Below are 22,396 nucleotides of genomic sequence, written 5' to 3' on the forward strand. Positions count from 1 at the left end.
ATCTCTTTTAAATTATTTCACTACTGCTTTACCTAGTGGCGTAAGACGGTATTGTTGGTTAGGGCTATTGGGCTTATCGGGGATGGTCATTTCAATCAACCCTGCTGTTAGGGCGGGATTAAGGTACACCTTTCTAAAGTTTCGGCTGTCCTTTAAACCTAACAAGTCCATCCATTCTTGACGAGTTATCACCTGATTGTCGTAGTTATTTAAGCTTGTCAGTAGTTTTATAGCTTGGGGGGTAGCTTGGGGGGTAGCTTGGGGGGTAAGTGTATTTTGCTCAATCACGCTTTCATCTAGCATTGCTTTTTGATGAATGGGTAATTTTACTAAGAAATAGGTGCGTTCATCATCCGTCTCAAAAGTTGGCATAGGCGAACCATTCTTTTTCATGGCTCGTAAAATTTTGGGAACACCTGTTGAGCGACCTTCGGTTAAGTCCAACTCTTTTAAGAATTCACCAATACGTCGATTACGATAACGCCTTGTTACAGCACGTCCTGCTTGCAAGTCATCAAGCCTAATAGAACGGTCTGCACCTGGATAGCTTAATATAATGATTTCATCAGGATAAATGCGGATTTCGATGGGATTGCGTTCTTCATAAGAGCGGTGATATACCGCATTGACCACTGCTTCTTCAATCGCAATGAATGGATAATTCCAAAACCGTTCCGCTTGTGCACGGTCAGGATGTTTAATCACGGTCTCTTTTAGAAAGCGACTTTTAATGTAATCTAAGCTATCTTGAGTGATACGCCCCAATGGTCCAGTAAAAATTTTTTCTTCAAAACTGTCACCACCTGCCCCATCGGGAAAATACACCACATCAATTTGGGTGGCAGGAAAAAATTTACTGGGTTGGCTATTAAAGAACAGCAAGCCGACATTTTTAGGAAATAAGGTCTCAGGGGTACCACCGACTAAGTTCATGCGTTTTGCCAAGGCTTCAACTGATAAATGATAAGCATCTTTAGCAAGTTCGCTTTTAATCTGATTCAAAAACTCTCGAATCAAATGGGGCTCTAAATCATTAAGCGTTGAAAATTGGCAATAGCGGTCATCAAAGGGTACTTTATTAGCTAGGCTTAGTAATTCTTGCTCATCATTCCCTTTAGCAAGCACCGTACTGGTATGCTTACGAATGTAATATGCCCAGTCAGTTTTATCTTTACCATGACTTACTTTAGTCTTATAGGGTCGCATTTCACCTGCGATTACCCATAAGACAAGTATCAACTTACCTTGAATATCATAAACCGCAGACAATGTGTTATAGGCAGGAATGATTGCTGTACGTTCAAGATTCAATAACTCTTTTGGGATTTTATCAATTTTCTCAGCAGCTAACCCCACAGGTGGCAATACAGGCATGCCGTTTTCTTCGGCAATGCCAATAACTATATAACCACTACCTAAATTATGAAAATCATTAGCGAAGGCACAGATGGTATGCAAAATAGATTCAGGATTCCAATCAGCCTTGTATTCAATACGCTCACTTTCAATCGTCCTTTGATATAGCAGGTCTTCAATGCTAATAGGTAGTTTAGTATTCATAATCATTACCTTTTCATTTAGAAAATATTAAATAAATATCGATAGAGAATTAATTTGACCTATCATCCCTTAAAAATACTAGTAAACGTATATTTTAATTTTATTTAATAAATATTTAAGATAATATATTAAATAAATTTTTAATTAAAAATTTAGTTATTTTTGATAATATGATTTACAAAATTTTCAAAAATAGGGGAGAGCAGATTTAGGTTGGTGTCAATTATAAATAAATACGTTAGAATTAACGTGACCAAAAACTATCAAAGATACCTCAATATACACTAGAATTCTAAAATAATAAAGACAATAAAAAAGCTGAAATCCTTTTAAATAAAGGACTTCAGCTTAAGGTAAATTTAGGTATTTTAGGTTTACGTCATTGCCAAGGTCGGGGTTTCCCGCTCCACTTAATCTTAAGTGATTAGCAAAAAAGCCACTTTATAGCAAAGTGGCTTTTTTATTGCTTTAAAATCAGCAAGTTAGATAATCTATTTTATTTAATTAGTACTCATTTGCTGTGACCCCGTTTTGTCACTAAGGCACATAAAAAAATCTTTGTGCCATAATTGTGCCTTAAATGTGCCATGGTTATTTCTCGACCAATCCGAAATCTGACTACAACCTTGATTTTTTTATTTAGATTGGCTTAACAGGGTTGCTTTCTGATAAATAAACTATGAGCTCATTGGTCATGCTTTTCAAACTTATCTCGAAGATAAATTAAGGCATGTCCCTCATTCACTTGAGCTTGGATTATTAAGCAAGCAAGGTAAATCATCGACTTAAAATTACGAGCTAATTTCTCATATTTCGTGGCCATACTACGAAACTGCTTTAACCTTGTAAACGTATTTTCTACTAAATGTCTGAGCTTGTATAAATAACTATCCAAATTGGGATTTGGCTGTTTGGCATTCTTGCATGTTGGTACGACAGTTGTCATAAATGGATTTTTGTAGTTCGTCCACCATGGCATTGTCCAATTGGTTTATCAAAGCCCGCCCTAGCTCCACTTGCATGCTGATGACACCGTATGTAGCTTCCGTCACGGTACGAGTGTTTGTAGTGATGTAACACCCATTCTACGTCAAAGTATGCTCTACCTGCTCCCATAGTTCATCTGTCAGTGCGATTCATGCCATTTTTTCCTATACTAAATCCTATGAATCTAGGTGTATTTGGCACTTTTTATTTGCTTTTTGAAGTGAGGATATAGCCTAGTGAAAAATAAAATTATTTACCGTAAAGCTTTAAATCAGCGTTTTAGCTACATTGGAAAGAATAATTACCTGTCGTATGTGTTTCAATTGGCTCGTATTCATGATTCGGTTGAGGAGAAAAGGCAAGTGAGTGGGAATTGGAATAATATGAGTAATTATCTAAATGAGCGCCAGTTATAAACTTATATAATTTAGAAACACGACATTAAATTTGTTTGAATTTTATATTGACTTACACCCTAAAACCTTAATAAGCTCAATAAAATCCAATTAAATAAACTCAGATTATTTATGAAACTTATCGATAACATCAATAGCACTTTGGGAATAGATATTGGCAAGAATCTTAATAATCAATCTAAACTCAAAATTGCTGCTTCCTATTTTTCAATTTACGCTTATGCGGCCTTAAAACAAGAATTAGAAAAAGTTGATTCCCTTCAATTTGTATTTACATCACCCACATTTATTACGGAAGATGTAACCGAAAAACTCAAAAAGGAAAAACGAGAGTTTATTATTCCAAAAATTGATCGTGAAAGTAGCCTATATGGTACCGAGTTTGAAATTCATCTAAAAAACCAATTATCACAAAAGGCAATCGCTAAAGAATGTGCTGATTGGATAAGACGAAAAGCGATATTTAAATCAAACACTAGTAGTGCACCTATGCAGGAATTTATTAGTATTCAACAACCCGAGACATCTCTGACATACATGCCAATTCAAGGTTTTACCCCAACAGGTTTGGGCTTTGAAAAGGGCAATGCCATATCTAACATGGTTAATTGCTTTGATGAGCAATCTACGACACAAACCTTTATCCAGCTTTTCAATCGGATTTGGCATGATCCGACCAAAGTAGAAGACGTTACTAGCCAAATCGTGCAGCATATTGAATCTGTATATCAGGAGAATCCACCTGAACGGATTTATTTCTTAATGCTTTATAATATCTTCAAGGATTTTTTGGAGGATATCAGCACGGATGTCATACCCAATGACTTAACTGGCTACCAAGATACGGTAGTATGGAATAAGTTATTCAATTTTCAAAAAGATGCCGCTTTTGGAATTATCAATAAATTAGAAACTTATAATGGCTGTATTTTGGCAGACAGTGTCGGTCTGGGTAAAACATTCACCGCATTGGCTGTGATTAAATATTATGAGTTACGTAATAAAAGCGTACTGGTACTTTGCCCTAAGAAATTGGGGGCAAACTGGACCAACTATAATGCCAACTTAGTCACCAATATTTTTGCCAACGATCGCTTTAGTTATGATGTCCTTTATCATACTGACCTATCTCGAAACAATGGTGAAACGTTAGGGATTGATTTGGCGAAAATTAATTGGTGTAACTACGACTTAATCGTTATCGATGAATCGCATAATTTTCGTAACCGTGGTGCGTATAAGGAACGAGAATCGCGTTATGATCGTTTAATGAACAAGGTCATTCGTCAAGGAGTAAAAACCAAGGTGTTGATGTTATCAGCGACGCCTGTAAATAATCATTTTACGGATCTCAAAAATCAGCTAGCCCTGGCATACGAAGGCAATGCAGACTTTATAGAAAGTAAACTTGACACTGAGCGCGATATTGAGACTATCTTTCGTAGGGCACAAGCAAGTTTCAATACTTGGGCAAAGCTAGAACCTGAAGAACGTACAACCCAAGCAATCCTAAACTTGCTTGATTTTGACTTTTTTAAACTGCTTGATAGTGTGACAATTGCTAGATCGCGCAAACATATCCAGACATTCTATGACACTACAGCTATTGGACAGTTTCCTACGCGTCTTAAACCCCTATCATATCGCACTCCCTTATCCAATGATAAACAGGCTGTAACGCTCAACCGAATTTATGCAGAGCTGTCATTAATTAAAATGGCGGTCTATGCGCCTGTCACGTATATTTTCCCTAGCGCCTTGCGTAAATATGAGGAGATTTTTGATACTTTGGTTGAAGGAAAAGGGCGACTGAAGCAGGTTGATCGTGAGCGTAGTCTGCAAGCATTAATGACGGTCAATCTGCTTAAGCGTCTTGAAAGCTCAATCCATGCATTTAGATTAACGCTAACTTTTCTAGAGAAAAGTATCAGCAATGTGATTGCGAAAATTGATGATTTTGACGCGCGTGCGGCAGATGACGAAGTAAGTATTGCGCCTTTGATGGGGTATGATCAAGATGAGAACGGCGAACTGCTTAATCCAGAAGACTTAATTGGCAATAAGTTGAAAATTCATTTGGCGGATATGGATCGCTTATCTTGGAGAATGGATCTTGATGGTGATCGAGAAATCATCAAAGGGTTGTTACGGATGATTGCTACGATTGACACTAAGAATGATGCTAAGCTACAACACGTTAAAAGTCATATCATTGAGAAGCTACAGCATCCCATTAATCCCGGTAATCACAAAGTAATTATATTTACCGCCTTTGCGGATACCGCTAATTATCTATATGAAAACATTGCTCCTTTTTTATTGGAGAACTATGGATTGCATAGTGCCAAAATTACAGGCAACGATAATACGTCTACCATCAAAACCCGCGTTAAGAGTCGACAGAGCTATGATATGCAGGGCTTATTAACTTTGTTCTCACCAAAATCGAAACAAAAACGAGATATTTTTCCAGAAGAATCTCGGGAGATTGATATTCTGATTGCGACTGACTGTATTTCAGAAGGTCAGAACTTACAAGATTGTGATTATCTCATTAACTTTGATATTCACTGGAACCCGGTACGTATCATCCAGCGTTTTGGACGGGTAGACCGCATTGGTTCATCAAACAGTGTGATTCAATTGGTAAATTATTGGCCAGATATCAGTCTTGACGATTATATCAATCTAAGAGAGCGGGTGGAAAATCGCATGGTTATTGTCGATATGACCAGTACAGGGGATGATAATGTCTTAAGTGCCCAAGCTAACGATATGGCATATCGACGTGAGCAGCTGCAAAAGCTACAAAATGAGGTGCTAGACCTAGAAGACGCCAATACAGGTGTGTCTATTACGGACTTGGGGCTTAATGATTTTCGTATGGATTTATTAGGGTATTTAGAAGTGCATGAGGAACTAAAACGTCTACCGAATGGGCTGCATACCGTAGTACCCGCACAGCCAGAAATTGGCTTAGAAGCAGGCGTTATATTTACATTAAGAGCAAGAAACCCCCAGATGGCAGGTAATCAAGCCAATCGTTTGTATCCGTATTACTTGGTGTATATCAATCAAAGTGGCGATGTGGTATATGATTACACCCAAGCCAAATATCTGCTGGATGTCGCTCGTAAAGCCTGTCGTGGCATAGACCAACCCATACCAAAAGCGTATGAGTCTTTTAACCGCAAAACCGATGATGGACGAAACATGGGACAGTATTCGGCATTATTGGATATTGTGATTCATTCGATTCGGCGGCTAAAAGATGAGAAAGATATTGATAGCTTATTTTCAGGACTGTCGACGACTGCCTTGGTGGATATGGTATCTGGGCTTAATGACTTTGAACTGATTAGCTTTATTGTGATTGAAGACAATTAGACAACGATGGTTTCTTACTTACGACATTAGTGGTAGGGAATAGTTGGCTATTTGAGTATAAGAAGTCATACTGAATGAATTTCTTTATAGGGTATTTGCACAAGTTTTCTATATAACTAAGGAAGTTACCCATGCTATATCACTATCCGTCAACGGCTAAAGTGGATAAAATTATTCCAAAAAATAAGTTCTACCAACGAGGCAGTGCCAATCACCGTATCGAACGCTTGTTTGTGGAGCAAGTGGAAAGTATCCGATGGGCGTATAAGCTCTCACCGCATACAATTAATCTAAACGATAGCGAGACAATTAAAGAAATCCAAATTTTTAGTATCGTCAGTCGTGTTGAAAGGCTAGATACGGAAGTTTTGCAGTTTATCGATAAATTGATACCATCACCGATTATCTTTGAGATTCTCTTTGAAGATAAAATCAAAGTCATCGCAACTTATAAGCGTCAAAGCCAAGCGGACAGCCAAAAAGTCGTCTTAGGCAAATACTATGCGACGGATTGGCAAGATCCTGCACAACGTGAAGATTTACCGATTGTATTTGGAATCGCGGATTTGTATGAGTATTTTATTGAGCAGTTACTCCTTTCTACAAATAAAGCGTCACCAAATGTCGTTTTGATACCCAATATAAAAGCTAACCTATCTACAACGCATCAAAAGATTGCTAGTATTGAAGAAAAGATTGCCCATACCGAAAAACTCGCACTGCTCACCAAACAAATCAATGAGTTACAAAAACGCATTTATAAAGAAAAACAGTTTAATCGGCAAGTAGAGATGAACTTGCAGTTACAAACGCTACAAAAGCAGCTCAAAGATTTAACCCGTTAGAAGGTTAATGAATGATTTCAAATAATGATTGTGAAACGGTACTACGTCTTCAACAATTAATTGCTGAAGAAGAAATGTTATGGTTAAAGCATTTTGATAGCTTGACAGATAAAGAAGCCGAAGTGTTAATCCTTGCCAAGAAAATGGGACAAATTACCAATAAAGATATTCGAGAGAATATTGGATTAGATACACTTCAAGCGAGTAGCATTTTACGAAAATTTTGTAAAAACAACTATTTACTAAAACATGGTAAAAGTAGTAACAGCTATTACCTTTTAAATAGTTGTTATACTGATAACTGCGACAGCCTAGCATGTAATGACCAAACTTTGGCAGGTGCAAGTACTGGAATTAATAAGCCGAGCTACCCTATTAACGCCACTAGTACTGGTCATAACGAGCAAAATAACGGCGGTAAGCAGGAAAATAACGGCGGTAACCAAGAAAATAACGGCGGTAACTCTCTACAAACCTTAAAAGAAATCGCCAAAATTATTACAAATTCTGAGCGAACCAAAGTCGAAATCATGTATCAAGTATTGTTACAAATGTGCGAAATAGAAGCATTATCTGCAGCAACGCTATCAGAAGTTTTGGATAGAAAGCCAAGAACATTAAGAGAGCATTTATCAAAATTGGTTGAAAAAGGCTATTTGGCTTACATTTATCCTGATTATGTTAAACATAAAAGCCAAGCCTATCGCACAACTGACAAAGGGCGAGTCTATCTAGAAACGCTAGATTATAACCCACAGCAAAACTTACTTATTTAATCCAAATAATTCATTCAAACTCTCAAGGACTTCCCCATGACCACACTAAAAATGCACACCCCAAACCTAGTCGATAGCAATATTGAGCGTCTTGCCGAGGTGTTCCCCAACTGTGTCACCGAGAAGCCAAAAACCGATGAGCAAGGCAAGGTTATCCGTGATATGAACGGTGAAGTAGTGCTTGAGCGGGGCATTGATTTTGAATTGCTCAAGCAAGAATTATCGCATTCGGTGATTGATGGGTCGCAAGAGCGTTATCGCCTTGACTGGGTGGGCAAGCGTGAGGCGATTGTGACGGCGAACAGTCCGATAGCCAAAACGTTACGCCCGTGCCGTGAGGAGAGTGTGGATTTTGAGACGACGGGCAATTTGTTTATTGAGGGGGATAATCTTGAGGCGTTGAAGCTATTGCAGGAGAGTTATCTTGGCAAGGTGAAGACGATTTATATTGACCCGCCGTACAATACGGGCAATGATTTTATTTATAACGATGATTTTGCGGCGGATACGGCTGAGTTTTTTGAGCGGTCGGGGCAGGTGGATGGCGATGGCAATCGGTTGGTGGCGAATACGGAGAGTAATGGGCGGTTTCATAGTGATTGGTTGTCGATGATGTATAGTCGGTTAAAATTGGCTAGGAACTTGTTGTCTGATGATGGCGTTATTTTTATTTCGATTGATGATAATGAGCAGGCTAATTTAAAAAAAATTTGTGATGAAGTTTTCGGTGTGAGTAATTTTATTTCACAAATAGTTATCGCTTCAAATTCAAGTAAAAACAATTCAAAGCAAGTTTCTATTACTCATGAATATGTTTTAATTTATGCAAAAATTAAATATGAAATTGATTTATGGCAAGCTAAAAAAAATTACATAGATGAATTTAAAAAAAGAGCAAATCATTTATTTAAAGAATTGAAAGACAATGAAGAAATTCGTGAGGAAATAAGAGCCTTAGTTAAATATCCAAAATTTTACGATTTTGACCATTACACCTATATTGACGAAAAAGGATTATTTCGGGCAAGTGATTTAACAGCACCAAATAGTAAAAATTTCTCTGACATCATTCATCCAATAACAAATCAACCTTGTAAAATGGGGAGAAGAGGTTGGGGTTTTTCAAATGAAAGTATTCAAGATTTAATAGAAAAAAATTTAATTTTATTTGGGCAAGATGAAAATACAGTTCCACAGTTAAAAAATTATTTACATGAAAATGAATTTTCAACACCAAAATCAATTTTATTTTTTGATTCTCAAGCATCTACAAAATGGATAAAAGATAATGAATTGCATTTTACATTTCCAAAATCAATATCGTTGATAAAGTATTTACTGGAGATGACGCAAATAAATGACGGTATTATCTTAGACTTTTTCGCAGGGTCATCGACGACTGCCCATGCCGTGATGCAACTTAACGCCGAAGACGGGGGCAACCGCAAATTTATCATGGTACAAATCCCAGAGGCAACAGATTCAAAATCCGAAGCCCATAAAGCAGGCTATCCTACCATCGCCGAAATATCCAAAGAACGCATCCGCCGAGCAGGCGCAAAAATCAAAACCGACAATGCCGACAAAGACCTAAACCATCTTGACACAGGCTTTCGAGTCCTAAAAATCGACACCAGCAACATGAACGACATCTACTACCGCCCCCAAGACTACAACCAAGACCTACTCGCCACACTCGAAAACAACATCAAAGAAGACCGCAGCGACGAAGACTTACTATTCCAATTCATGCTAGACACCGGCGTGCCGTTATCCTTGCCCATTGAACGCACCGAGCTCTCTAGCAAATCAGGCGGACACACCATCTACCAAGTGGGCGGTAACTCACTGATTGCCAGCCTAGACTACATCGACGCAAATATGGTCAATGACATTGCCGCACTCAATCCACTCAAATTCATCACCAGCGAACGCGCCATCGCCACCGACAGCGACAAAACCAACATCAAAGAACGCTTTAAACAACTATCACCGCATACCGATGTACGCTTTATCTAAGGGAAAAAGGAGAAAAACATGAAAATCACCTTTAAACCCTTAACCTACCAACTCGATGCCGTGCAAGCCGTCGTCGATGTGTTCCGTGGACAACAGCAGCTTATCGGGCAAACCCGCTATACACTCGATAGGGGCATACAGCCAACCCCCAAACGCGTGACACAACAGGCAGGGCTAGATTTTGGCGAAACTGATATATTGCAAAATTCTGCCTTACAAACCTATGATATGTTAGACGATGAAAATATCGGCTTTGCCAATACGCCGTTATTTGACTTGAATGAAATTCTTAAAAACATCCAAACGGTGCAAGCCAATAGACAATTACCAAAATCCACCGAGCTTGTCACAGCTGACAACAAAAAAGGCGACAGCCTGACCCAAAGCCCGCTCAATCTCAACATCGAAATGGAAACAGGTACAGGCAAAACCTACACCTATTTACGCACCATATTTGAGATGAACAAACAATACGGCTGGTCAAAATTTATTATCGTCGTGCCCAGTATCGCCATTCGGGAAGGCGTGAACAAAAGCATTAGCATGATGGCGGATGACCTACTGGCAGAATATGGCAAAAAACCAAGAGCCTTTATCTACGACTCCAAAGCCTTGCACCACCTAGAGAGCTTTAGCTCAGATGGCGGTATCAATATCATGATTATTAATGTGCAAGCCTTTAACACCATCAAAGAAGGGGCGAACAACGAAGCATCACGCAAAATCTACGCCAGCCTAGACGAATTCGGCTCTCGCCGTCCCATTGACGTGATACGCCGTAACCGTCCTATTATTATCCTAGATGAACCGCAAAAAATGGGCGCGGACAAGACCTTACAAAGCCTTGCCAATTTTAACCCGTTATTTATCCTACGCTATTCCGCCACCCACAAGCGTGACTATAACCTAGTGTATCGCCTTGACGCACTGGATGCCTATAACCAAAAACTGGTCAAAAAAATCACCGTTAAAGGCATTGAAGTCAAAGGCTTGACGGGCACAAATGGCTATCTGTACTTACAAGACGTGGTTGTCTCAAGCAAAGCGCCCGTTGCACGGCTAGAGCTAGAAATCAAATCAACCAAAGGCGAGTTTCGACGTGAAATCCGGAATATTGCAAAAGGCGATGACTTGTTTGTAGTATCCAAAGAAGCCGAACAATACAAAGACCGCTATACCGTCACCCAAGTCACCGCCGATAGTATCGAATTTGCCAATGGTATTGTGCTACACGTTGGGCAGGGCAACAGTAATAAAGGCGATGGGGATGACAAAGACTTACGCCGTATCCAAATCCGAGAAACCATCCGCTCACATTTGGACATCGAACAGCGGTTATTTCACAAAGGCATCAAAGTTTTAAGTTTATTCTTTATTGACGAAGTCGCCAAATACCGCCAGTACGACATGGACGGCAATGCGGTGAATGGCGAATATGCTGATATCTTCGAACAGACTTACAGCGAAGAAGTAGGCAAACGCATTGATTTAAACCTAACAAATGACCCATACCAGGACTATCTTAAAACCATCACTGCTCAAGGTACGCATAACGGCTATTTTAGCCTTGATAAAAAACGCCACATGGTCGATCCCAATGTCAAAAGCGTTAAAGACGAAGAACTGGGCGAAAAAGTGCTGGTCGCTGATGATATCGATGCCTATGATTTGATTTTGAAGGATAAAGAATCCTTGCTTGCCTTCCCCGAACGGCTCGATAGTGACGAACAAATCGCTCGTAAAAATGTGCGTTTTATCTTTTCGCATTCTGCCTTGCGTGAAGGCTGGGACAACCCCAATGTCTTTGTCATCTGTACGCTTAAGCACTCGGACAACGTCATCTCTCGCCGTCAAGAAGTAGGGCGGGGATTACGTCTAGCCGTGGATAAACATGGCACACGCATGGACAGTGGCTATCTACCACTCGGTGAAGTACATCGGCTGAATAACCTAACCGTGATTACCAATGAAAGCTATGTTGAATTTGTCGGTAATCTACAAAAAGAAATGCTCGAAAATCTTGCAACTCGCCCAAGCAAAGCCAATCCGCAATACTTTACAGGTAAAACATTGGTAAGTGAGCTTGGCGGGCAAATGGTCATTGATGCCGATACAGCCAATGAAATTTTCTTCTATTTACGTTCGCATGGTTACACGGATAAAGCAGGTAATCTGTCAGAAAGCTATCATCAAGATAAAGAAAACGGCAAATTGCCAGAATTACCAGAAGAATTAAAACCATTTGAAAATTCCGTTCATAAGTTAATTGGCAGCGTTGTTAATCCCAACGCCTTTGATAGCATGTTTAACAACGGTAATAAACCCAAAAATACCATCAATCCAGACAATCTAAACCGTAAAGAATTCCAAGCCCTATGGCGACGCATCAACCAAAAATCGATTTATCAAATCCAGCTTGATAGCGAAAAATTAATTGCTGGGAGTATCAGCGAAATTGATAAAGTTAGCCGTGAGCGTAATAACAACTTTGTCCAGTCACTCACCTATACCGTCAAAACATCTGAGCAAAAAGATAGTCTAGATTACGACACACTCAGACAAGGTGACAGCTTTGGGCAAGTGCAGTCAAACCGTGAGCAATACAGTGTGAATGTACAAACGCCGATTCGCTATGACCTTATCGGGCAAGTGGCAAGCCGTACCAATCTGACCCGTGGCACCGTCGTTGCTGTATTGAGTAAAATAAACTCAGCGGTCTTTTCACAGTTTAAACATAACCCAGAAGCCTTTATCAGCGAAGTCAGCCGTATCATCAACGAGCAACAGGCCAAACTGATCGTGCAAAATATCGCGTATGAATTGACATCTGAGCGGTATGACAGTAACGATATCTTTGTGAGTAATATTCCGTTGTCAGATACCGCCATTAAAGCCAATCGTCATGTCTGGGAGTATGTGGAAACAGACTCGGATGTTGAACGCAAATTCTTGGCAGAGCTAGAACAGCACATCAATGAAGTCGTAGTGTATGCCAAACTGCCCAAAAACTTTGTCATCCCCACGCCATTTGGCGGTTATAACCCTGACTGGGCGATTGCCTTTAATCAAGACAAGGTGCGTCATGTCTATTTTGTCGCAGAGACCAAAGGCTCTACCAGCGAAATAGACTTGAGAGAGACCGAAAAACAAAAAATCGCCAGTGCCAAAGCGTTTTTTGCCAAACTGCAACAGACACAAGGTAACAATGGCGAACTTGAACAAGTGGATACCTTGGCGGCAGTTGAAAAAATGCCAGTTAGCTATGAAGTAGTTAATAGCTTTGACAGCTTAATGCAAATCGTAGGGATGAAATAGACAGAGGGCGTATCGCATAAGCCCAAACAACATAGACTAAAAAAGGCATCATCATGAGCTTTATGGCAAAATCGGCAAATTACCAACGTCACTTTCGAGAGTCGGCTGCATGGCGACTACTGCGAGCCGATAATGCCCCATTTATTTTAGCTTTTATTGCTACTGCTTTTGAGACCGACAATGAAATTAGTTATGGGCAAGCTAGAATATTGCTCGATAATGCTTTGGATGAAGCACGGCTTGATGGCAGTTGGCAAACCGAATCTAACGCAATGACCTATCTGAATGATTGGATAAAAAAAGGTTGGCTTAGAGAAATGGATAACCGCCTGACAGTCACTGACGCTACTGATAGGGTATTACGGTTTTGCCAAAGTTTTGATGAGCGGATTATCAGTACATCTGCATCGCATCTGCGGATTGTCCAAGAGTCGGTTCGAGATTTGGCGGTGATGATGAGTGAAAATACGGCCGAGCGTATCGCTATTTTAGAGAAACAAAAAGCCCAGTTAGAAAGCCAAATCAATGACTTAAATGTAGGTAAAATGGTCTATCTCAATGACTATGAGAAAAAGGAACGAATTCGAGAAATTTATAACCTTGCTTACAGTTTAACAGGGGATTTTCGGCTACTTGAAGAAGAAATCCGCAAAATGGATAAGACCTTACGCGTACAAATGATTGATGATAACTTGAGTAAAGGCGAGTTACTGCAAAAAGTATTTGAACAAGAAGACTTACTTGCCAAAACTGATGCGGGTAGTGCATTTGATGGATTTTTTCATTTGTTATCCGATGACAATCGCTTAACCGAGTTTACCGAGCAGATGCGAAGTGTGCTCAAAACCACTGATAAAAACCAACTTGCCCCACATCACCACCAGTTTTTGAGCACCATTATTTCAGAGCTAACACGAGAAAGTGATAGAGTATTTCGTATCAGACGACGTACTGAAGAACAGTTAAAGTCTTACATTGAAAGTGGCGCAATGAGCGAGAATCATGCAGTTGATAGGCTAATTAGTCAACTTGAAAAACGGGCAATTGCCTTTAAAGACACGCCAAAAATTATTGATAAAGACCTGAATCTAACAATTAAAGTCGGCAAAATGCCGTATTCATCGCCTGATAGTATACGGCTCAGAATTGCTGAAGAAAAACTTGATTTAAGCGACATTCAAGAGCATGAAAACAATCACACCCTAAGCCAAAAAACGTTAGAAAATTTAGAAACCGTCCAGGTCGTTGAAGTCGCCAAAAAAATCTATTACACCTTAGATCAATACGGTGCGATGAGCATAGCGAGTATCAATAACTATATGCCAATTCAAGCAGGACTTGAGGAATTGGTCGCGTTCATCCGTATTGCAAAAGCTGTCAAAGCCACCGACATCGGACAAACAGAGTTGATTTTGGTCAATGATAAATTTGGTAATCAGCTACAAGCAACTATACCTAAGCTAATTTTGACAACTGAGCATTTCCCTCAAGATTTTATCGATAATCCGATGGCGTTAGCGTTATAAAAATCTCTTACAGCGAATAAATCTGGAAAAATAATGACAAACAGCTTTTTTAACATGGTAACTAGCACCGATAATTCGACCTGTTTTGACACCCAACAGCAAAATGATTCAAAGGCTTCGAGAGTATTAAGCCAAAATATTGATCATGGTAGCGATAGGCAAAAACTGAACACACAAAAGATGGATGAAAATGGGTCATTCGATGCGCGATCAGATGCTCAATCGACCGCTATTACTGAGAGTGACATGCCAGCTGACGCACGCCGAGCGTTGATTTATTTATCTCAGCAAGGCGTGATACTGCACAGTGCCAAACCGCAATTATTTGACAATATTGTGCGTCATCAAACCAGTATTCGCCGTCATTTATCCGAGATCTATTGTAGCTTAATTATTGATGAACATAGCGGGGTTGCTTTCGTAGCGAGAGCGGATTTTGTCGCAGAAAACCATGAACAGCTTACAGGGCTAGATAATTTCGAAAATGACACCGAGCAAGCTGAACTGGATGGCGAAGATATTACGTCCATGATTCAAAAACGTACGCTCAACGTATATGACACGCTTTTATTGCTCAATTTGCGTAAGTACTATCAAGAACGCCAAAACTTGGGCGAGACTGAAATCATCATCGATATCGAAAAACTAGAAAGTTTAATGTCGCCATTTTTGCCACTCACCGACCACGGTTCAAAAGATAAGAAAAAACTCTCAGCGAGACTGGAGCATTTTGCTAAAAATCATAAATTGGTTACTCTCAAACGGGGCAACGTTGAACGCTATGAGATCACACCTATGATACGTTATATCGTCAATGCAAGCCTATTACAAGCCATGCTCAATGAATACATCGCATTGCTTGGTGAGATGCCAGACAAGTATGACGATAAAGAACACAATCTAGAACAGTCGAGCAATGCTGTCACTAATCAAGTGAAAAATGACACAGTAGTAGAACTTAACTTGCCAACAAAAAATACAGCAGGGGACACGCAACTATTCGGACAGCAGGACAGCCTATTTTAATATTAACACAGCACTAGAAATAAATCTTATAAGTAAAAAGAGATATGTCATGGAAGCCACGCTACTTAATCAATCCGATAACGGACAAATAAAACTACGAGAAATTTCGCTATTTAATTGGGGCTCCTTTGCAGACCTGCATACTGCTCATATCGACCCAAATGGCACATTGATTACAGGAGATAACGGTGCAGGAAAATCCACGCTGGTTGATGGACTAATGGCTCTACTAATGCCACCTAGTAGAGCCAATTTCAACATCGCCGCCGCTCAAAACGACAAGGCAGATCGTACCATTCTATCTTATATGCGTGGTAGTTATGGTCAAGAACATGATGGGACAACCACCGCCACCAAATCCAAACGCAGTCAAAAAGTCGTCACAGGCTTACGAGCTTATTATCGCCAAGATAATGGTAATGATATTACTCTAATAGCGCTATTTTGGGCAGATAGCACAGCGACCAGTGCCAGTGATATCAAACGCCTGTATTTGGTTGCCAATCGCGATGTAAAGCTAAAAACGGTACTGGCAGAGTTTGATGAGAAATATGACCGCACGTTTAAAACATGGCTGGAGAGTCAGCATATCAAGCATATGACAACCTTTGATGAGTATCAAAAACTGTATCAAGAAGTTTTGCACTTAAACAACAAAAATGCCCCAGCTTTGCTTTCTCGAGCATTAGGGCTTAAAAAAATCGATAACTTAACCGACCTTATCCGTACCCTTGTACTTGAGCCGAGTAACTTACGAGAAGATGCTCAAGCTATTGTCAAAGAGTTTCAAGATTTAAAGAAAGAACACGATATATTAGTCGATGCCCAAGAACAAGTTCAACGGCTTGAACAACTACCGATACTCGCCAAAAGAATGGAAGAAGCCAAACAGCAACTTAGCGAACTTGAAGTTTTAAAAGACGCTATTCCCATTTATCTTGCCAAAATCGAACAACACGCCCTTGCAAAAGAGCTTGCAGTGCTAGAAACGGATTATCGAACTATTGAAACTGCCATTCTTGATAAACAAACACAACTTGAGCAAACCAGACAAACTGCCGAAACTTACCGTGATGAATACATGAAACTTGGCGGTAATCGCATTGAATCGTTACAAAAAGATATTAACTATACCCAAGATGGATTACGCCGTACTAGCAAAAATGCGTCTGCCTATCAACAGCTTTGTGAAGTTTTGGATATCACAACAAACTTAACGCGAACCACCTTTATACAACATCAACAGCAAGCAACTAATAATCAAGCGATTTTAGGCGAGCAATACACCACTGCACAAAATAACTTTGGTTTAGCAACAGGTAAATTTAGTCAAACGCAACAAGATCTATGCAGTGTAGAAAGTGAAATAGAGCAAATTCGACAACGCCCAGACTCCAATATTCCATTACGTTTACAACATTGGCGAGATGCCCTTTGCCAAGAATTAAATCTATCACAAAATACCAAATTTATCGGTGAAATGTTGGATATTGAGGATAGCCAAACCGCTTGGCAAGGGGCAATCGAGCGCGCTTTAGGGGGTCTCAAAACAACTTTACTTGTGAGTAAACAGGATTATCCAGCTGTCACTAGCTACATCAACACGCAACGGCACACTGGGTTACATTTACGAGTGCAAGTGGTTGAGAATACCAGCGCCACAGCGACTGAATTTTCAGCGAATGGGTTTTTGCGAAAACTTAAATGGCGAGAACATCCTTACCGTGATTGGCTTAAGGGGTTTTTAAAAAAATATGATTTAACCTGTGTCGATGATAGCGAGCAACTGGATAATACACCTTTTTCTATGACGATTACAGGATTGATTCATCGAGAATGGGGGCGTTTTGAGAAAAAAGATACGCATAAAATCGATGACAGACGTGAATGGCAATTGGGCTTTAATAACCAATCCTTATTAAACTCACTGCTTTCTCAACAACAAACGTTCAAAACTCAACTTGTCGAACAAGGAAAAATACTCGCACAAGCTCGCCAAGCCATGACCAACATAGAAATATTAAAAAATCGTTGGCACAAATTACTTGAAACCAACTGGGATGATATCAATGCACCGTTTTGGCAAACCCAACTCGATTACCAACAGCAAGAACTTGCCACGCTTGAAAATGCCCAAGGCGATATTGCCAAAGCAAAACAACTATATCAACAAGCTGAACAAAATCTTAACGAGTTACAAAGCCAGCTAATTAAACTTAATCGCAAAGAAGGGGCGAAATCTCAAGAATTAAAAAGCCATCAGCTTAAAATCACCCAAAACGATATCTTAGCCAACCACCCGATGAGCGAAGCCATCATAGAGCAACTGGATAAAAAATTTAAACAACTCGCTCACAATGCCGATGTATTAAAAACTCGCCTTAATGAAGACATTGAAAGTGCTAGTAATCGTATCAGTCGAGACAGTAAGTCAGCGATTGGTATTATGGGTAATTTTAAAGGCAATGAAAAATGGCAACCTATCACGTCAGATTGGTCAGCAACTGAGCAAGGTATGCCAGATTTTCTGGCCCATTATGACCATCTAATACAAGAAGGGCTTGCAAAACTTACGACAAAATTTAAAAGCCGTATGAATAATAATCTCACCCAATCGTTGGCGAACTTTAAGACCAAAATGAATAGTGAGTTAGAACAAATCAAACAAGGTATTGAGCAAGTCAATCTGGTACTTCAAAAAACCGAATTTCGCCAAGGTACATTTTTACGCCTAAAAATCAAGCCAGAACGCATTGTCAATGTAGTCGAATTTAATAAACAGCTTGCCATGCTCATGGAACTCATGACCACAGAAGAACATGAAAAACGCTTTAAGCTGCTTAGTGATATCAACGCGGTACTTGATAAAGCCGCTAATGGCACTACAGCAAGCAACCTTGAAAGCTTAAGACTGCTTGACCCACGTTACCAAATGAGTTTTAATGCTGAAGAGTTTAAAATAGATTCTGAAACAGGTGATGATATCGTGATAGATATATTAAGCTCATCAAGCGGTAAATCAGGGGGAGAAAAAGAATCGTTCGCAGGTATTATTGTTGCTGCAAGTCTTGCCTATGTACTTACGCCAACAGGAGGCGATAAGCCGATTTACAGTACTGTATTTTTAGATGAAGCTTTCTCCAACACCCAGGAATCGGTCAGTCGCCGTGTGCTGAAAGTATTTAAAGAACTCAATATCCATATCAACTTAATAACCCCTTACAAAAACCTTAACCTAGCCCGTGAAGCTGCCAATAGCCTGATTATCTGTGAGCGCAACATCAATGACCATGAAAGCAGGCTTACCGAAGTGACTTGGCAAGACTACGATAAACAAAAAGCGCAACAGCAAACAAGTCATCTGAATGAACAGCTAGCTGAAATGAACATTCAAATTACCCATGTTGAAACATAGGAACATGGTATGAATCAAATTCAAACTACGTGGGGCAAGCTGCCTAATGATGTTCTCAAAGAACTTAATCAGCGTTACTGGCAGAATTTAGGCAGATTTAAACAACTGCTAAACCATGAGATCTCCCAGGAAAATGCTATTGAAATAACACTTAAACCCCCAAGTTCTGGTAAAGTAGCCGCTCAAAACACGCTACATTTTCAAGCTTTTGTTAAAGCGTGGCAGATTTTCGAAACTCAGCATCCAAATAGCCATATCCAATTAGAAACTAAAAATTTAGGTTTTCTTGGTGAGCAATCTATTCCAGTAAAGTTAATTATCCATGACCTTAATACGCTTGCTGAAATTTTGGGCAAAGTGGCGATTGAACGCCTTGATAGTTTGCAATTTAAATTTAAAAGTCTAGTTCAACTTAGCCCAAATCCAGACACACAAAAAAGGATTTTTGATAGTTTAATTAATCACTTAGATATGATTGAACGTTTATCTAATGAACAAATTGCCAATCTAGTCATCTTGATTCCACAACTATATGAAGGTATGGGTAAAGGTAATTACCTTAGAGCGGTAAACGTCGCAGGTATTGACACTAAGTTTATAGAAAATAATTTTAGAACAATTGAGATTCTAGTGCAAAGCCTGCACCAAACCGACAAAGCTATTGCTTTAGATACCATTGATGAAAACAACCAGCTTGAATTATTAGATTGGCTCGGCTGTGAAAGTAAACCAAAAGATTGGCTATTTATCCGACCACTATGCGATGCATCAAAATTGGCTTTGGCGAATTTACCTATTTTAAAACTATCTTCTCAAACGTTATTAAACTTCGAATTACCTGCAGATAATATCTTAATCATCGAAAACGAAACACCTTGTTTTATGCTACCAAATTTAGCCAATACGATTGCTGTCGCTGGCGGTGGAAAGAACCTAACATGGTTAAAAGCACAATGGCTGAAGCATAAAAAAGTGGGCTATTGGGGTGATATTGACTCAGAAGGGCTAGCAATGCTCTCTTATGCCCGTAAATGCTGTGCTCATGTTGAGTCATTAATGATGGATAAACATACGCTAGGAAGCCATGATCATAAACGCGTTGCCGAGCCTGTTTTTAATCAAGTAGCACCCAAATTTTTAACCATTGACGAAGCCGAGTTGTTTGCGTTTATTCAGCAGCAAGATATTGACAAGCGACGACTTGAGCAGGAGTTTATCCATCAAGATGTTATTTTACAGGTATTAAAAAACTGGGTTCTTGGGTTAAAAATCTAATTTATTCATTATAGCAGTGGCATAAAGCTAATACGTTTTTTCAAACCCCGCCCTCACCAAATACGGCATATACTCCCCAATTTGGTACTGGTTTGAAAAGTATGCTGAGGTGTAAATAAAAAAGACAGCTTGAGAAAAAGATGCTAATTTGAGGTTATGAAGACACAAATTACAATCAGATGCCCAAGCTGTCTTGGCTTTAGTATAAAGAAAAACGGCTGGAAAATCTATGGCAAGCAGAACTACCAATGCAAAGACTGTCATCGACAATTCATTCATGAGACGGAGCTAAGTTACCAAGGCTGTAAAAGCGATATTGATGACAAGATACGTTTAATGTTAGTACGAGGCTGTAGCATTGCTGACATTGTTGTCATCGAGAAAGTCAGCAAGTACAAGGTATTAAGCGTTTTGGTCAATTCCAGTTATGAGATAAAACCTAAACGACGCTATTACCGAAAACTGCAAGTGGATGAGTTTTGGACATATGTGGGGCATAAGAAAAACAAGGTATGGCTTGTTTACGCCTATGACCCAGAAACAAGTGAGATTGTCGCTTTCATATGGGGCAAACGCAACTTAAAGACAGCCAAACAGCTACGAGCCAAGCTTGATGAATTAGGTGTTGATTTTGGCTATGTCTGCTGTGATAACTGGGATAGCTTTTTAACCGCCTTTGATTTTGATTTTAAAAAGGTGGGTAAATACCATACGGTTGATATTGAAGGGAACAACAATCGTTTTAGGCAAAGGCTTAGGCGAGTCTTTCGAAAGACAAGCTGTTTTTCGAAAAAGCTAGCAAATCATTTTAAAGCGTTTGATTTACTGTTCCACTATGTCAATTATGGCTGGGTCTAGGAAGCATACTTTTTATACCACAGCCAAAAAACGTATTGAATCACGGACTATATCGAATAAAGAAACCTAGAATATATTTTTCCAACTTTACGGTTATAATCAGATTAACCTTCTTACTCGACTCGTGATATGACCAGACTCTCCACTACGATTTGTGCGATGACCTTTCAAGGCAATGCCAGCAACCGCTTGCAGCAAGATGCATTTTTCTTTGTCGATGATTATTACCAAGAAGCGATTGGTATCACACCTGTGCATCGATGTGATGACGCCTTTTGTGTTGCGGTATCCGATGGTGTAGCAGAATCTAATCTATCGCAATATGCTAGCCTTAAGACAGTTAAAACAGTCAAACAACTGTGGCAAAACTATTTAGACAATTCAAATCAATCGGCTGTCATGGATATCTCAAAGATTTATGAAAAAGTCGCAACCCTACCAAAACGCTTTTATGGCGCGTCCGCGACGCTTGCCCTAGTCTATCGACCACTTGCTAAAGCCAGTGAAACCAATCCGCCCATCGTTATCAAACACATCGGTGACAGTAGAGTTTATTATTTTTCAGCTGCCACAAAAACTTGGCACTGTATCACCAGTGACCATAATCTAATCAATCAATTGATTGATGAAAAAGCGGAAAATGAAAATCGCCAAGCCGACTTTGGCGAATATAACCAAGACGGTATGGCAAGTCCTATGTATGCATTAACCGATTGTTTGATTGCCGATAGTGACTTAGACAACAATCCAATGCCTACTTTTGACAGTCAAACGTTAAAGGTCTCATCAGATGATTGCTTAGTGGTATGTACCGATGGCGTACATGACTTAGTGCCTTGCGATAAATGGCAAAGTATCGATAAGCATACCGATTTGCAAGCATGGCTTAAACAGTTACGTAAGCAGATTTATGCCTCTGAAGGTCGTGCGTATGATAACGCAACAGCAATTTTAGTAAGGTTTGATGAGCATTAAAGAAAAAAGGCGTGTG

13 protein-coding genes and 1 pseudogene are annotated in these 22,396 nt (G+C 39.6%); 11 read left to right on the forward strand and 3 right to left on the reverse strand.

What is annotated here, in order from left to right; all coding sequences use genetic code 11:
* Positions 1–12 precede the first annotated feature (12 nt).
* The 3 genes and pseudogenes from RT084_RS09965 to RT084_RS12425 all read right to left on the reverse strand — a co-directional run bounded on the left by RT084_RS09965 (position 13) and on the right by RT084_RS12425 (position 2,612).
* Positions 13–1,560, reverse strand: a complete 1,548-nt coding sequence (locus RT084_RS09965; RefSeq protein ID WP_188875635.1) for a Fic family protein — start codon at positions 1,558–1,560, stop codon at positions 13–15.
* 685 nt (positions 1,561–2,245) lie between these two features.
* A pseudogene (locus tag RT084_RS12420) lies at positions 2,246–2,455 on the reverse strand (transposase); the annotation flags it as partial.
* Positions 2,448–2,612 carry a hypothetical protein gene (locus tag RT084_RS12425; RefSeq protein ID WP_409418421.1) on the reverse strand — a complete coding sequence of 55 codons (165 nt, stop codon included), beginning with the start codon at positions 2,610–2,612 and terminating at the stop codon, positions 2,448–2,450. The pseudogene RT084_RS12420 and the gene RT084_RS12425, both read right to left, overlap by 8 nt.
* 462 nt (positions 2,613–3,074) lie before the next feature.
* Between RT084_RS12425 and RT084_RS09975 the strand changes: the two genes are divergently transcribed.
* The 11 genes from RT084_RS09975 to RT084_RS10025 all read left to right on the forward strand — a co-directional run bounded on the left by RT084_RS09975 (position 3,075) and on the right by RT084_RS10025 (position 22,380).
* On the forward strand, positions 3,075–6,350 hold the full coding sequence (locus RT084_RS09975; protein ID WP_313099711.1) for a helicase-related protein: 3,276 nt from the start codon (positions 3,075–3,077) through the stop codon (positions 6,348–6,350).
* 131 nt (positions 6,351–6,481) lie between these two features.
* Positions 6,482–7,195, forward strand: coding sequence for a DUF4391 domain-containing protein (locus RT084_RS09980; RefSeq protein WP_313099715.1), 714 nt, complete (start codon positions 6,482–6,484; stop codon positions 7,193–7,195).
* Positions 7,196–7,206: 11 nt separating this feature from the next.
* Positions 7,207–7,971: a hypothetical protein gene (locus RT084_RS09985; RefSeq protein ID WP_313099718.1), complete on the forward strand. Its 765-nt coding sequence runs from the start codon at positions 7,207–7,209 to the stop codon at positions 7,969–7,971.
* 36 nt (positions 7,972–8,007) lie between these two features.
* Positions 8,008–9,990 (forward strand): site-specific DNA-methyltransferase, encoded by a 1,983-nt coding sequence (locus RT084_RS09990; protein ID WP_313099721.1) that lies wholly within the window; start codon positions 8,008–8,010, stop codon positions 9,988–9,990.
* A gap of 18 nt (positions 9,991–10,008) precedes the next feature.
* Positions 10,009–13,305, forward strand: a complete 3,297-nt coding sequence (locus RT084_RS09995; protein ID WP_313099724.1) for a type III restriction-modification system endonuclease — start codon at positions 10,009–10,011, stop codon at positions 13,303–13,305.
* A 53-nt stretch (positions 13,306–13,358) separates the two neighbouring features.
* The gene (locus RT084_RS10000) at positions 13,359–14,831 is read left to right on the forward strand and encodes a DUF3375 domain-containing protein (protein WP_076775510.1); all 1,473 of its coding nucleotides are present in this window, start codon (positions 13,359–13,361) and stop codon (positions 14,829–14,831) included.
* 33 nt (positions 14,832–14,864) lie between these two features.
* Entirely contained in the window at positions 14,865–15,857 is a 993-nt protein-coding gene (locus RT084_RS10005) for a DUF4194 domain-containing protein (RefSeq protein WP_313099729.1), read from the forward strand.
* Between the two features lie 49 nt (positions 15,858–15,906).
* The gene (locus RT084_RS10010) at positions 15,907–19,272 is read left to right on the forward strand and encodes an ATP-binding protein (protein WP_313099732.1); all 3,366 of its coding nucleotides are present in this window, start codon (positions 15,907–15,909) and stop codon (positions 19,270–19,272) included.
* Positions 19,273–19,281: 9 nt separating this feature from the next.
* The gene (locus tag RT084_RS10015) at positions 19,282–20,547 is read left to right on the forward strand and encodes a Wadjet anti-phage system protein JetD domain-containing protein (protein ID WP_219332357.1); all 1,266 of its coding nucleotides are present in this window, start codon (positions 19,282–19,284) and stop codon (positions 20,545–20,547) included.
* 156 nt (positions 20,548–20,703) lie between these two features.
* A complete protein-coding gene (locus tag RT084_RS10020; protein ID WP_312384848.1) occupies positions 20,704–21,405 on the forward strand; it encodes an IS1 family transposase in 702 nt (233 codons plus the stop codon).
* A 129-nt stretch (positions 21,406–21,534) separates the two neighbouring features.
* Complete coding sequence (locus RT084_RS10025) at positions 21,535–22,380, forward strand: PP2C family protein-serine/threonine phosphatase (RefSeq protein WP_312384846.1); 846 nt, start codon at positions 21,535–21,537, stop codon at positions 22,378–22,380.
* The last annotated feature ends 16 nt before the right edge of the window (positions 22,381–22,396 follow it).

The sequence above is a fragment of the Moraxella sp. CTOTU48717 genome (assembly GCF_032057165.1).
GTDB lineage: Bacteria > Pseudomonadota > Gammaproteobacteria > Pseudomonadales > Moraxellaceae > Faucicola > Faucicola tetraodonis.